The organism is Celeribacter sp. SCSIO 80838, assembly GCF_056498065.1.
This window is the reverse complement of sequence record NZ_JAZKMA010000001.1, coordinates 2,384,632-2,398,233: the sequence shown is the minus strand read 5'-3', so window position 1 is coordinate 2,398,233 and position 13,602 is coordinate 2,384,632. Positions and strand designations below refer to the sequence as shown.

At 62.5% G+C, this 13,602-nt stretch carries 16 protein-coding genes; 12 read left to right on the top strand and 4 right to left on the bottom strand.

Translation table 11 applies throughout. The features are described from left to right. The first annotated feature begins 112 nt into the window (after positions 1–112). Complete coding sequence (locus V1475_RS12055; RefSeq protein WP_479412934.1) at positions 113–1,618, top strand: pyruvate kinase; 1,506 nt, start codon at positions 113–115, stop codon at positions 1,616–1,618. A 60-nt stretch (positions 1,619–1,678) separates the two neighbouring features. Continuing rightward, a complete protein-coding gene (locus V1475_RS12050; protein WP_066701519.1) occupies positions 1,679–2,062 on the top strand; it encodes an SUF system Fe-S cluster assembly protein in 384 nt (127 codons plus the stop codon). A 43-nt stretch (positions 2,063–2,105) separates the two neighbouring features. On the opposite strand, the gene V1475_RS12045 is transcribed toward V1475_RS12050, so the two are convergent. After that, entirely contained in the window at positions 2,106–2,261 is a 156-nt protein-coding gene (locus tag V1475_RS12045; RefSeq protein WP_479412933.1) for a hypothetical protein, read from the bottom strand. 97 nt (positions 2,262–2,358) lie between these two features. On the opposite strand from V1475_RS12045, the gene V1475_RS12040 reads away from it, so the two are divergent. The 6 genes from V1475_RS12040 (at position 2,359) to tpiA (ending at position 6,235) form a co-directional block, all read left to right on the top strand. Then, positions 2,359–3,195 (top strand): LysR family transcriptional regulator, encoded by an 837-nt coding sequence (locus tag V1475_RS12040; RefSeq protein WP_479412932.1) that lies wholly within the window; start codon positions 2,359–2,361, stop codon positions 3,193–3,195. Between the two features lie 82 nt (positions 3,196–3,277). Continuing rightward, the gene (locus V1475_RS12035; RefSeq protein WP_479412931.1) at positions 3,278–3,913 is read left to right on the top strand and encodes a hypothetical protein; all 636 of its coding nucleotides are present in this window, start codon (positions 3,278–3,280) and stop codon (positions 3,911–3,913) included. Next, positions 3,913–4,680 (top strand): DUF3307 domain-containing protein, encoded by a 768-nt coding sequence (locus V1475_RS12030; protein WP_479412930.1) that lies wholly within the window; start codon positions 3,913–3,915, stop codon positions 4,678–4,680. Before V1475_RS12035 ends, V1475_RS12030 begins: the two co-directional genes overlap by 1 nt. A 24-nt stretch (positions 4,681–4,704) precedes the next feature. Then, complete coding sequence (locus V1475_RS12025) at positions 4,705–5,067, top strand: HesB/IscA family protein (RefSeq protein ID WP_479412929.1); 363 nt, start codon at positions 4,705–4,707, stop codon at positions 5,065–5,067. Between the two features lie 13 nt (positions 5,068–5,080). Next, entirely contained in the window at positions 5,081–5,392 is a 312-nt protein-coding gene (locus tag V1475_RS12020; protein WP_479412928.1) for a TfoX/Sxy family protein, read from the top strand. Positions 5,393–5,488: 96 nt separating this feature from the next. Further along, positions 5,489–6,235: a triose-phosphate isomerase gene (gene tpiA / locus V1475_RS12015; RefSeq protein WP_479412927.1), complete on the top strand. Its 747-nt coding sequence runs from the start codon at positions 5,489–5,491 to the stop codon at positions 6,233–6,235. Between the two features lie 92 nt (positions 6,236–6,327). On the opposite strand, the gene V1475_RS12010 is transcribed toward tpiA, so the two are convergent. Both V1475_RS12010 and dksA read right to left on the bottom strand, forming a co-directional pair. Continuing rightward, a complete protein-coding gene (locus V1475_RS12010) occupies positions 6,328–7,488 on the bottom strand; it encodes an FAD-dependent monooxygenase (protein WP_479412926.1) in 1,161 nt (386 codons plus the stop codon). A gap of 155 nt (positions 7,489–7,643) precedes the next feature. Beyond that, positions 7,644–8,066 carry an RNA polymerase-binding protein DksA gene (gene dksA, locus V1475_RS12005; protein ID WP_434290882.1) on the bottom strand — a complete coding sequence of 141 codons (423 nt, stop codon included), beginning with the start codon at positions 8,064–8,066 and terminating at the stop codon, positions 7,644–7,646. A gap of 184 nt (positions 8,067–8,250) precedes the next feature. Here dksA and V1475_RS12000 point away from each other — a divergent pair, with 184 nt between their 5' ends. The 3 genes from V1475_RS12000 (at position 8,251) to V1475_RS11990 (ending at position 10,178) form a co-directional block, all read left to right on the top strand. Beyond that, a complete protein-coding gene (locus V1475_RS12000; RefSeq protein ID WP_479412925.1) occupies positions 8,251–9,090 on the top strand; it encodes an AAA family ATPase in 840 nt (279 codons plus the stop codon). Positions 9,091–9,155: 65 nt separating this feature from the next. Further along, entirely contained in the window at positions 9,156–9,647 is a 492-nt protein-coding gene (locus V1475_RS11995) for a hypothetical protein (protein ID WP_479412924.1), read from the top strand. A gap of 90 nt (positions 9,648–9,737) precedes the next feature. After that, positions 9,738–10,178, top strand: a complete 441-nt coding sequence (locus tag V1475_RS11990; RefSeq protein WP_479412923.1) for an N-acetyltransferase family protein — start codon at positions 9,738–9,740, stop codon at positions 10,176–10,178. Positions 10,179–10,200: 22 nt separating this feature from the next. Here V1475_RS11990 and V1475_RS11985 read toward each other — a convergent pair whose 3' ends face one another. Further along, the gene (locus V1475_RS11985; RefSeq protein WP_479412922.1) at positions 10,201–11,970 is read right to left on the bottom strand and encodes a restriction endonuclease; all 1,770 of its coding nucleotides are present in this window, start codon (positions 11,968–11,970) and stop codon (positions 10,201–10,203) included. Between the two features lie 207 nt (positions 11,971–12,177). On the opposite strand from V1475_RS11985, the gene V1475_RS11980 reads away from it, so the two are divergent. Beyond that, on the top strand, positions 12,178–13,602 hold the full coding sequence (locus tag V1475_RS11980; protein ID WP_479412921.1) for a DUF2927 domain-containing protein: 1,425 nt from the start codon (positions 12,178–12,180) through the stop codon (positions 13,600–13,602).

Sequence of the window (13,602 nt, the reverse complement as noted above, 5' to 3'; positions counted from 1 at the left end):
GACACTCCGACGCAACTGTGGCATTTTGCACCTGATTTGATCTTTGCCATAGCACTGTTACAAAGCCGGTGGAAAGACAGGGACACAAGGCAACCCAACCCGCAGGTGCTCCATGTCCTTCTGCCTCCTCCCGCCCGACGCCACCCGCCTCTCGATCGAACTGCACGCCCTGCGCGAGAAAATCACCCGCGAAGCCGACGCGATCCAGACCGCCTGGGAGGCCGCGGACATCCGTCCCGCCTTCCGCCCCTCGGCCGAGAACCTCGCCTCCTATCTCGCCCTGCGCCACGCCGATCTGCGCCCGATGCAGCCCGATCTCGCCGCCCTCGGCCTCTCAACCCTCGGGCGCGCCGAACCGCATGCCCGCGCCTCGCTCGACGCGGTGGTGGCCACGCTCTCCCGTCTCTCCGGCGCGGCATCGGGTGACGAAGCCCCCTATCCCGATCCGAGCGCCTTCACCGAAGGCCCCGCCCGCCTCGCCGCCCGGCGCGACACGCTCTTTGGCACCGGCTCCTCCGGCGCGCCGCGCTCGCGCATCCTGCTGACGCTCCCGACCGAGGCCGCCACCGATCCCGATCTCATCCCCGACATGCTCCGCGCCGGTGCCGACGCCATGCGCATCAACTGCGCCCATGACGGGCCCGAGGTCTGGGCCGCGATGATCGCCCGCATCCGCGACACCCAGGACGAGATCGGCCGCTACGTGCCGGTTCTGATGGACCTCGCCGGGCCGAAACTGCGCACCGGTCCGGTCGCAGGCCCGAACAAGCAACGGGTGATGGTCGGAGACCGGCTCGACATCCGCCGCGAAGCCCCCTCCGCCAAGTCGAAACATGTCGCCACCACGCTGAGCCACCCCGATCTGATCGACCGCCTCGCCCCCGGCATGAGCGTTTTCATCGACGACGGCAAAATCGGTGCGGAAGTCGTTGAGATCACACCGAAAGGCGCCAAGCTCCGCGTCACCCGCGCCGGTCCCGAGGGCGTCAAGGTCAAGCCCGAAAAGGGCTTCAACCTCCCCGCCGTCGAGATCGACATTCCGGCGCTGACCGAAGACGACCGCACCGCCCTCGATTTCGTCGTCGGTCACGCCGACATGATCGGCTATTCCTTCGTGCAAACCCCCGAGGACATCCGCCTCCTGATCGCGGAGATCGACAAACGCCTGCCCGAAGGCGCGCATCGCCCCGCGCTGGTGCTCAAGATCGAAACCGGTTTGGCCGTGCGCAACCTGCCGAAACTCATCGTGCAATCCGGCGCTTTGACCGAAACCGCCGTGATGATCGCCCGCGGCGATCTGGCCGTCGAGATCGGGCTGGAGCGCATGTCGGAAATTCAGGAAGAAATCCTCTGGCTCTGCGAAGCCGCCCACACCCCCGTCGTCTGGGCCACGCAGGTGCTCGAAGGTCTGATGAAACAAGGCCTCGCCACCCGCGCCGAGACCACCGACGCCGCCATGGCGCAGCGCGCCGATTGCGTCATGCTCAACAAAGGGCCTTACGTGGTCGAGACCATCCGTTTCCTGTCGCGCATTCTCGGCCGCATGGACCGGCACATGACCAAAAAATCCGCCCGCCTCGGCCCGCTTCGGTCGTGGAAAGGCGATCTCTCGCTCTAATCACTGGACGCCCCCGCGCCTATTCCCTATATGATTACTCGGAAATAGGAGACCATGCGCATGAGCGAAGAGGCACACCGCACCGCGACGGAGGACACCCCGGTCGAGGGCGCCCCGTTGATCAAACCGTCGAGCACCGATCACCCGCTGCACGAAGCGGTGGTCGAGGCCTGCCGGACCGTCTATGATCCGGAGATTCCGGTGAATATCTATGACCTCGGGCTGGTTTATACGGTCGAGATCAATGACGAGAACGAAGTGCGCGTGATCATGACCCTGACCGCTCCGGGCTGTCCGGTTGCGGGCGACATGCCGGGCTGGGTCGCCGATGCGATCGAACCGCTGCCGGGCGTGAAACAGGTGGATGTCGAGCTGACATGGAACCCGCCCTGGGGCATGGAAATGATGTCCGACGAAGCCCGGCTTGAGCTTGGCTTCATGTGATCGAAGCGGCCTCCGGGCCGCTTTTTTTATGCCTCAGGCCAGATCATCTTTCGGCCCTGAGCCACAGCCCCAGCCTGCGCCACCATGGCGGCTGATTTTCTCTAAGTCTTTTCAGCTCCCGCGCGTACTGCGCCTGCTCCTCTTCATAGAGCCCCATATCCTGATCCTCCTGCGCCAACCTGACGGGAATACGATCCATCTGCCCCGCCTTTACTTGCATTCTTGAAAAACAGGATCAGAATAGGCCCAGAAACCTCCCCAAAATACGCCCTGATTGCGCAAGGATGTTTTCAAAAATGAAAGCTAGCCCCAAGCTCGACGATTACGCCCTCTTCCTCGCCGTCGCCGATGCGGGCGGGCTTTCGGGCGCGGAAAAGGCCACCGGCACCTCCCTGCCCACCCTCTCGCGCCGCATGGCCGAACTGGAACGCAGCCTCGGCAAACGCCTCTTCGAGCGCGGCAACCGGGGCTACACACTGACCGCCGAGGGCCGCGCGCTTCTGCAAGAAGCCGAGCCGCTCCGCGACGCCGCCAGCCGCCTCGCACGCTTCCAACGCAAGGACACCGCCCCCGAGGTCCGCATCACCGCAGGCCGCTGGACCACGCGCTACGTCGCCCGCCATCTCTCCGAAATCTGGACGCTCGAAAGCCCGTGGCGCCCCGCACTTCTGGCCTCCAACACCAACGTCGACATCGCCCGGCGCGAGGCCGACATTGGCATCCGCAATCGCCGCCCGGAACAGAGCTGGCTCGCAGGCCGCAAACTGGCGCAGATCACCTACGCCGAATACGCCGCCCACCCGCGCGTCACCGGCTATGTCACGCTCCACGCCGGTCAGGCAACCACGCCCTCTGAGCGCTGGCTGCGCGCCAATCATCCCGGCGAGATCATCGCCACCGCCTCCGACGCCCGCTCCGCCGCCGACATGGCCGTGGCAGGCGTGGGCCGCGCGATCCTGCCGTGCTTTGCCGGGCGTGAGATCATGGGGCTGATGCAAGTCTCCGCCGAGATCGACGCGCTCACCCATGACGAATGGCTCGTCAGCCACCACGACGCCCGCCACGACCCACCCGTCCGCGCCGCGCTGGAGGCGCTGGCCGAAACCCTGACCGCCCCCGCGCGCTTTGGATAGGCGCAACCTATTTGGGGTGCAAATAATAAATCGCAACCCATTTTGATTGCATTCTCACCTCGCAACCTATATTGGCTGCATCATGAGCAATAAAACCCGCAAAATAGCCGTTCTGACCGGCGACCTGGTCAATTCCACCGGGCTTGGCCCCGAAAAAGTGGAACGCGCCTTCCGTACACTGGAGGATTGCGCCGAGATGCAGGCCGAATGGATGGACGGCCAAAGTCTCCACTTCACCCGACACCGGGGGGATGGCTGGCAGGTGGCTTTGATGGAGCCGAAATATGCGCTGAGATCGGCCTTGTGTTTTCGTGCGGCGTTGCGTGCGCTGGGGGAAGAGTTCGACAGTTATATTGGGATTGCTGAGGGGGATGTTGAGGACGAGATTGGGCCGGATTTGAACGAAGAGACGTCATTTGTATTTGTTGTTTCAGGCACAGAGCTAGAATTTGCAAAGTATCGAACAACACACTCAAAAATTACACATGGCAACCAAGGGAAAGACATTGCAGCGTGCATTCTTGCAGCGTCTCTCACGGAAAGATGGAGTAGTATTCAAGCCGCAACAGCTTTGTTTTTCTTCTCACCCCACCTTACCCCTTCACATACAAAGGTCGCCCAAAAACTCGGAAAAACACGGCAAGCTGTCTCGAAAGCATTGGAGGCCGCTCATTTTGATCCGCTCAGAGAAGCTCTTGAATTTCTGGAACAAACCTAATGCCTGAAACCCTCACCGCCCTCTTCCTCGCCCATGTGCTCGCCGATTACGTCTTCCAAACCCGATGGATGGTCGAGGAAAAGTCCCGCCCCGAGACCCTCTTCCTCCATGCTCTCATCGTCCTTCTGACCGCCATGGCCACCACCGGACAGGTCGCCTCCCCGATGATCTACGCCTTGGCCCTCATTCACATCGTGATCGACACGATCAAGACCCGGCTCTTCTCCGACACGTTTCTCCCCCACCTCACCGACCAAGCCCTGCATCTCGCGACCCTCATTCTCATCGCCTTGATCGCCCCCGACCTCTTCGCCCAAGGCCCCTACGCCACCCTCCCGTGGCTGCCGAAAGCGATGCTTTTCACCGCAGGCGCGATCTACGCCACCCGCGCGGGCGGGTTTGCGGTCGGCAAGCTGATGGCTCCCTTTGCTCAAAAACTTACGGAAAACTCCGAAGAAAACGAAAGCAAAGACGACACTCCCACTCTGGAAGGCGCGGGAGCGCTGATCGGTATTCTGGAGCGCGGTTTGACATATCTTTTGATGCTCTCCGGGCTGTCCGCGAGCATCGGCTTTCTCGTCGCGGCGAAGTCGATCCTACGGTTCGAGGCCATTCGCGAGGGCGGCCCGGACAAAAGCCGGAAAATGTCGGAATACGTCATCATCGGCACACTCGCCTCCTTCGGTTGGGCCATCGCGGTCACGCTCGCGGTGATGTTCATTGCCGCACAGCTCCCCCCGCTTGGAATTTCGCCCCTGAACGACTAGATTATCTCCAAAGGAGACACGCATATGTTCGGCATTCCCGGAAAACAGGCGGTGAGCATCACCCCCGCTGCGGCGAAACAGATCGCGAAACTCATGGAGAAAGACGGCTCCATGGGCCTGCGCATCGGCGTCAAGAAAGGCGGCTGTGCAGGCATGGAATACACTATGGACTATGTCTCCGAGATCAACCCCATGGACGAGATGGTCGAACAGGACGGCGCCCGCGTGATGATCGCCCCCATGGCGCAGATGTTCCTGTTTGGCACCGAAATCGACTATCAGGTCTCGCTTCTCGAATCCGGGTTCAAATTCAACAACCCGAACGTCGTCGAAGCCTGCGGCTGTGGCGAGTCGATCAAATTCGACGAGAGCCTCACCGCAAAATAATGCCCGCCAAATCATGAGCGTCACCGACGAAGACATCGCCTTCATCTACGATCTCTTCGGCCCCCTGGGCGCGCTCAGCCATCGCAAGATGATGGGCGGCTTGTCGATCTACTCAGAAGGCCAGATCTTCGCGATCCTGTCCTCCGACGGCCGCGTCTATCTCAAGGCGTCCGGCGATTTCGCCGACACCCTCGCCGCCGAGGGCTGTGAGAAGTTCGAGATGGAGAAGGGCCGCGGCATGAATTACTGGACCCTGCCCGAGGCCGCCCTCGACGATCCCGATCTGGCCTCCGACTGGGCGCGACGTGCCCTCGGCGCCCTCTGAATTTCCACAAGTATTTGAGACGTTAGCGCCCACAGCCGCTTGACTGCCCGCCACAGGCTGCAATGATGCCCGCAACCGATTTAGGAGGGTTTTCACATGGCGCGCAAACTGGCCGCAGGCAACTGGAAGATGAACGGGCTGAAAGCCAGCCTCACGGAGGCAAAAGCCCTCGCAGAGATGTTCCCCGCCCCCAAGGTCGACATCCTGCTCTGCCCCCCCGCAACGCTTGTCGCCGCCATGGCCGCGGCGCTTTCGGGCACGAAAATCGACACCGGCGGGCAGGATTGCCACATGAAGACCTCCGGCGCCCATACCGGTGACATTTCCGCCGAAATGCTGGCCGACGCGGGCGCGGATTACGTCATCCTCGGCCATTCCGAACGCCGCGCCGACCATGGCGAGACCGATGCGATCGTCTGCGAAAAAACCATGGCCGCCACCATGGCGGGCCTCGTCCCCGTGGTCTGTGTCGGCGAAACCCTCGATCAGCGCGAAGCGGGCGAGACGCTCGCCGTGATCCGCAAACAGCTCTCCGGTTCGCTGCCCGATGCGGTCGATCTCGGCAAACTCGTCATCGCCTACGAACCGGTCTGGGCCATCGGCACCGGCAAAATCCCGACGCTCGATCAAATCGCCGAAGTCCACGACGACATGCGCGCCACGCTCAGCGCCCGCTACGGCGCGGGCGCATCGGACATCCCGCTCCTCTACGGCGGCTCGGTGAAACCCGCCAACGCCGCGGAGATTTTCGCCACCTCCAACGTGGACGGCGCGCTCGTCGGCGGCGCCTCCCTCAAGGCCGCCGATTTCTCCGGCATCGTCTCGGCCCTCGAAGCCGCCTGAGCCCCCAAACCAAAGCGCCGCGCCCCCTCCCGGAGCGCGGCGCTTTTCGTTTCCTTTGCTGCAAAAAATACTCCCGCCGGAGGCGTCGCCTCTCACCCCTTGGTCACGTCATAATCGTAGAGCCACGAAAACCGCTCCACCGCCTGTTTCGGCGCCATCGCCCCGGCAAAGCGCAACACCGCATGGCCAAGAAACCGTTTCGGCCCGCTCAGGTGGTAATTCTTCGCATTGGCGTTCGCCGCCTCGATCACCCGCACCACCCGCGCCCGCCGCTTCGCCTGATAGGCCGGGAGCGCCTGATCGAGCGGCAGCGTCGCAAGGCAGTCGGCCAGCCCCCAGGCATCCTCAAGCGCCATCACCGCGCCCTGCGCCAGAAACGGCAAGGTCGGATGCGCCGCATCGCCCAGAATGGCCGTGCGTTCCGAATACCAGCGCAGCGCCACCGGATGCCGGAACAGCCCCCAGCGCGACACCTCGGTCACGCGCGACAATACGCCTTTGATCCCCGGACAGAAATTCAAAAAATTGCGCATCATCTCGGCCGGATCGCCAGCGTGGTTCCAGCCTTCCTCAACCCAATCCTCGCGCTCTTCGACAGCCACGATGTTCATCAAAGTGCCGCCGCGCAGAGGATAGCTCACCACATGCCGCCCCGCCGCCATATGCACCATCGCGACCGGCGGCTCGTTGCCCATGGCCGGAACCGTGGCGCGCCATGCCGTCTGACCAGTGAAAAACGGTTTCGCCGGGCCGTTCAGCATCGGGCGCAGTTTCGAATGCAGCCCGTCCGCGCCCAGCACCACGGCGTGGCGCACCGTCTCGCCGCCCTCGAACCTCAGACTCACCCCGTCATGATCGCCCTGAATATCCGTCACCTTATGCGCCAGCCGGATCTCCACCCCGCTCTGCCGCGCCCCCGCCTCAAGCATCGCGATGAGATCGGCGCGGTGCATCAGGAGAAACGCATCCTCGGGCCGGTAAGCGGCGAGATCGAGATAAAGCACCTCGCGCCCCATATAGCCATCGACCAGCCGCACGCCTTTCGAGCGCATCGCATGGGCCTCTGGGTCAAGCCCCAGCGCCTTCAGAACCCGCACGCCATTGGGCGATATCTGCAAGCCCGCGCCGACCTCGGCGATCTCGGCGGCCTGTTCATAGACCGTCACCCTGGCGCCCCTGAGCGCCAGCGCCTGCGCAACGGCAAGCCCGGCCACACCCGCACCCAAAACCGCAATATCCTGACCGATCACCATGGCACTGTTCCTTTACATCTTCTCTCCGGGGCTCTGCACAAAGAAAAACACCGGGGTCTCCCCCGGTGTTTGTCATATTTCTGCGCAAAGCTCACGGGTCTAAATTGCCGCGAGCGGGACTGATTGGTCAGTCGTCCTCCCGAGCGCGTCAGCGCTCAATCGTCCCGATGCACTTTCTCACGACGCTCGTGGCGCTCCTGCGCCTCCAGCGTCATCGTCGCGATCGGGCGCGCATCGAGGCGTTTCAAAGAGATCGGCTCGCCGGTCACTTCGCAATAACCGTATTCGCCCTCGTCGATCCGGCGCAGCGCCGCGTCGATCTTGGCCACCAGCTTGCGCTGACGGTCCCGCGTGCGCAGCTCCAGCGCCCGGTCGGTTTCCTCGGACGCGCGGTCGGTGATGTCGGGGATGTTGCGGGTGCTGTCCTGCAAGCCTTCGATCGTGTGGCGGCTCTCATCCAGAAGCTCGGCCTTCCAGATCAGAAGTTTGCGGCGGAAATATTCGAGCTGACGCTCATTCATGAAAGGTTCGTCCTCGGCGGGACGGTAGTCATCGGGCAAAAAAGCCTCAGCCTTCATAGTGCTCACCTCTGTCGTGCCTTCGGCCGCGTTTTCGATGTTATCAGCCATAAGGCGCCCTCCAATTGCGGCCCGTTTAGCGCGTTTGACCGGGGATGTCACGTCACAATCTCCCTGTTATTGCACCTTTCCCCCCTGCCGTTATGATCTCGCACAAACCCTGTCCTTTAAGGCCCGAAACCCTATGAAATTTTCCTCAACCGAAAGTTACGTCGCCCCTGCCGACCTCACCGTCGCCGTCAACGCCGCCATCGCTCTGGAGCGCCCGCTCCTCGTCAAAGGCGAACCGGGCACCGGCAAGACCGAGCTGGCCCGTCAGGTCGCCGCCTCGCTGGGTCTCGACATGATCGAATGGAACATCAAATCCACCACCCGCGCCCAGCAGGGGCTTTACGAATACGACGCCGTCTCGCGGCTGCGCGACAGCCAGTTGGGCGACCCGCGCGTCGAGGACGTCCGCCACTACATCAAGAAGGGCAAGCTCTGGCAGGCCTTCGAGGCCGATCGCAAGGTGGTTCTCCTGATCGACGAGATCGACAAGGCCGACATCGAGTTCCCCAACGATCTGTTGCAGGAACTCGATAAAATGGCCTTCCACGTCTACGAGACCGGCGAAACCATCACCGCCCGCCAGCGCCCCGTGGTGATCATCACCTCGAACAACGAGAAAGAACTGCCCGACGCCTTCCTGCGCCGCTGTTTCTTCCATTACATCCGCTTCCCGGACGTTGAGACGATGAAAGCCATCGTGAATGTGCATTTTCCGGGCATCAAGGACCGGCTGCTCGCCACCGCGCTCACGCAATTCTACGAGATCCGCGACACCCAGGGCCTCAAGAAGAAACCCTCCACCTCCGAGGTGCTCGACTGGCTCAAACTCCTTCTGGCCGAAGACCTCTCGCCCGAAGACCTCGCCCGCGACGGCGCCAATGCCCTGCCGAAACTCCACGGCGCTTTGCTCAAGAACGAACAGGATGTCGCGCTTTTTGAACGCCTTGCTTTTCTGGCTCGCGGCCGTCGCTAACCTCGTCTTCATCTCTCGCTGTCACTGAGGGGCACCGCCACCTCGCCCTTCTGAAAGGCCCCGCCATGCGCCGCTTTGCCCTCCTCCTCGCCAGCTTCCTCCTCCCGACCGGCGCCTTCGCCGATACGCCCGAGTGCGAGGCGCTTTATGCCAAGGCCGAAACCGCCTGCCGCGCCACCCAACACACATGCAATATGGTCAAGATCTGCAACAATATGATCGGCGCCTGCCCCCAGCCCCCCGCAACCGACGCCGCGTCCTGCGGGGCGTTCGATGCCTGCACATCGCAAAACACGCCGAGAATTTTCAGATACGCCTGCCGCTATGACTGGTCAGAGGGCGCCTGCCGCTCCGCCAACAGCCCCGAAGATGATGCACGAGAGGCCTGCCCCTCCGCCTCCGCCCCCTCCGGCCAATCCTGCGCCCAGCCCCGCCTCGCCTACCAACAGGCCGCCGCCGCCTGCGAAGAGGCCGGCATCGCCTATGCCCGCGCCCTCACCTGCCTGCGCCCGGTCTTGGATCTCTATGTGCGGAAATGCGATGGCCCCGACCTGTAATCTGCGGCGGCAACAGGGCGGGGAAACGCTTGAATTTTCACAGCGTTTGCGAAAAGCAAAGGGGGTCCGTCCCGTACAGAAGAGCTTGCCATGCCCCTCACCATCCGCCCGCTCACCCCGGAAGACCACGCCCAGTGGGAGCCGCTCTGGCGCGGCTATCTCACCTTCTACGAAACCGAGCTTTCGCAAGAGATCTACGACACCACCTTCGCCCGCCTGACCGATCCGGCGCACACCGAACGCGGTGCGCTTGTGGCCGAGCTGGACGGCACGCTGGTCGGCCTCGTGCATTACATTTTCCATGCCCACAACTGGCGCGTCGAGGATGTCTGCTACCTGCAAGACCTCTTCGTCACCGAAGCCGCCCGCGGCACCGGCGCCGGTCGCGCCCTGATCGAAGGCGTCTACCGCGTCGCCGACGACCACGGCACGCCGACGGTCTACTGGACCACCCAGACCGACAACGCCACCGCGCGCCAACTCTACGACCGCATCGGCAAGCTGACGCCGTTTATCAAATACACGCGGTGAGGCGGGGCGGCTGCGGCATGTTTTAACCGCGCAGCCCCATCTGCTCCCTCGCCCCCTTCAGGTCTATCGTGGCCTTGATGCCGTGCTTCTCCAGAAGATGAAGCAAATGCGCGCCGGACATCAGCGTCAGCGGCTTGTCGGCGGCAAATTTGTGCGCATCGGGACCGTAGTCTGCCGTGGTCACCAGAATGCCTTTGTTCGCCCCCTCGTTCAAGGTTGTCCCATAAAGATCCCGCACCGCCGCCACGCCGACCGTTCGAGTGTAGCGCTTGGCCTGAATGATAATCTTGCCACCACCGATCGGATCGGGATCGAAGGCTACGGCATCGACACCCCCGTCGCTGCTCGATTGCGTCACATGCACCTCGCCACCGCGTGCCGCGAATTCCTTTTCGAAAATCTCCCGCACGAGATGTTCAAACTCCTCCCAATCCATCGCCGCAAGATTGGTCCCCCCATCCCCGGACACCTCGACCGACCGCGCGTCGATAAAGCGCTTGTCGGCTCTCTCGAATTCCATCACCGGTGCGATGGGCGTCAAACCGATCAACGTCGCCGCCGACACGCCTTTCAAGGATTTGAAACAGGATTTCGGATCGACCATCTCAAGATTGATCGCAAGAAACTCCTCTTTCTTGACAACCACGGACAGGATCGTCGCCTCGACCTCCTGCCCCGTCGCCCTGTCCACCGAGCGCGTCCAGCCATTGAAGGCAATGTTCTCGATATGCCCGGGACGATCCGCCTCGAACAGTTCATGAATCGTGCGAAGACAAATCTGATAACAGAGATCGTCAAACAGCTCTTTCTTTTCCTTCGCGGAAATCTGTGTCTCTTTCAGCTCGCCCGAGGAGGCCACAAAGCGCACCGTCTTGACGACCGGCAAATCGTCCGGCGAGGGCAACTGATAGGCGATGAAAAGCAGTTTGGTTTCAGGCTCGTATTGAACCTCCCATTGCTTGGGCACCAACTCGTCATGCGTCGAGGCCTCAAGCACAATCGACGCATGCTCTTCGATCGCCTCTTTATCCCCCGAACGCCAGGCCGCCTCCAGCGCATCGACCTTGGCATTCTCCTCGGATTGCCGCGTTAAGAATTCGGCCTCTGCAAGATCCTGCTCCGCATTCCAGGCGTCCCGGCTTTGCACCCATTCGGCCTGCTTTTGCGCAGCAGAATCCTTTGAGTTCTCCCATTCTGACCGCTCCAAAGCATTTTTCCTTTTAACCCTCTCGACCCTCAAAGAATGATCTTTGATTGCCGCATTATGTTCGGCTTCCAACCTTTTCCTCAGCCCAAACAATGCTTGAAGAAAACGAATACGCAGTTCAGGCGGCGAGGATGGCAAAGGAGCCACCCGTGGCGGCTTGGTCGTAAAAGGAACTGGCGCTTTCGTCGGAAAAGCTCGTCTCTCAAACTTCGAATGATCCTTCAAAACATCCCAATTCACCGTATCATCCACCGAAAGCGTGTGATGCAGCGTCCGTCGCAGCCGCTCCCGGCGATGCTCCGCTGCCTGTGTCAACTCCTCGGCCAAGTCCTTCCCAGCCGCCGCGCTTTGCTTTTTGAGATACTCCAGATATCGCGCATCCCACTGAGACATCAGCGTATCGACTTTGTTTTGCAGGATCGAAACCTCGGGCGCGCTCAACTCTTTATGCAGATCAAGCACATTGTGCCGCACATCAATGTAATACCGCAAAATACGGTCGCCCCGCGCACTCCAATTCGCGCGCAGTGCGCCAGCCCGAATATTCTCAAGATTTTGGGACCGAAAGGCAATCTGTCCGGACATCTCCACTCCCCTGTTTGCAAATAGAATTGCGCAAAATGTGTTGCGACCGGCACCGAATGGCCGCGCAAAGAAATCCTATGTCGCTTCTGAAGCCTCTGGCAAAAGAAATCGCTCTCCTCCCCTCTGGCATTCTCCCCGGTTTGCCCTAAAATCGCCACAGTTGCCTCGTTAAAACCGAGGCCTTGGGCTCAGACTGAAAGACGCGTCATGACGCACCCCGACATGCACAAACGCACCGCCACCGGAATCAAAAACAGCATCGAAAACGGCCTCAAAACCGGTCCGCTCCTCCGCCTTCTCGCGGGCACCGTGCTTCTGGCCGGATGCATGACCACGGCGCCGCAGTTGCCCGACACCGCCCGCGCCGCGCCCGCCGCCCTCGATCTGCCGCCGATGAAAATCTTTTCGCCCGCGCCGACGCAGACCACCACGCGCTCCAACGCCTCCATCGCCCGCGACTTCCTCGACCTGAGCTTCGCGCTCGAAACCGGCGCGACCCTCGACCGGTTCACCCGGTTCGAAGGTCCGATCACGCTGCGCATCACCGGCGAGCGCATCCCCGCCTCGCTCGGTTACGACCTGTCGCGCCTGATGGACCGTTTCCGCTCTGAGGCCGGGATCGAAATCACCCGCGTCCCCGCCAGTCAGCCCGCCTCGATCACCATCGAGACCCTGACCCAGGCCGAACTGTCGCGTCGTGCCCCCAACACCGCCTGCATCGTCGTGCCCAACGTGTCGAGCTGGCAGGACTTCCGCCATGCCCGCCGCGCCAATCTGAGCTGGACCCAGGTCGAGCGCCGCGAACGCCTCGCCGTCTTCATCCCCGAAAACGTGCCGCCGCAGGAAATCCGCGACTGTCTGCACGAGGAACTGGCTCAGGCCCTCGGCCCGCTCAACGATCTCTACCGCCTGCCGGATTCGGTGTTCAACGACGACAATATCCATTCCGTCCTCACCCCCTTCGACATGCTCATCCTGCGCGCCACCTACGCACCCGAGCTGCGCTCCGGCATGACCCGCGATCAGGTCGCCGCCGCCCTGCCCGGCATTCTGGCCCGGATCAACCCAGCGGGCGCAGGTCGCGCCACCGTTCCCGTGCAACCGACGCCCGCCGCCTGGACCGAAGCGGCGCTCACCGCCATGGGCAACGCCCCTCTGGCCCAACGCCGCCGCGCCGCCGAACTGGCGGTCGCCATCGCCCACAACGAGGGCTGGTCCGACAGCCGCGCCGGGTTTTCGTGGTTCCTTATGGGCCGCCTCGCCATCTCCAGCGACCGCGCTCAGGCCCATTTGGCGCTCGACGAGGCCTATCGCATCTATGCCGCGCACCCCGACACCCGGTTCCACGCCGCCCATGTCGCCATGCAGCGTGCCGCTCTTGCCCTCTCCGAGCACCGCTATCAGGCCGCCTATGAAATCTCCGCAGGGGCCATCGACGCCGCCCGCGACGCCGAAAACGCCGCCCTGCTGGCCTCGCTCATGTTGACCGAATCCGAAGCGCTCGAAAAACTCGGCCGGACACAGGACGCACGAAGCGTGCGGCTCGACAGCCTCGGCTGGGCGCGCTATGGATTCGGTTCGGATGACGAGGTTCGGGCCCGCGCCGCCGAAATCGCCGCCCTGGCACGCTAG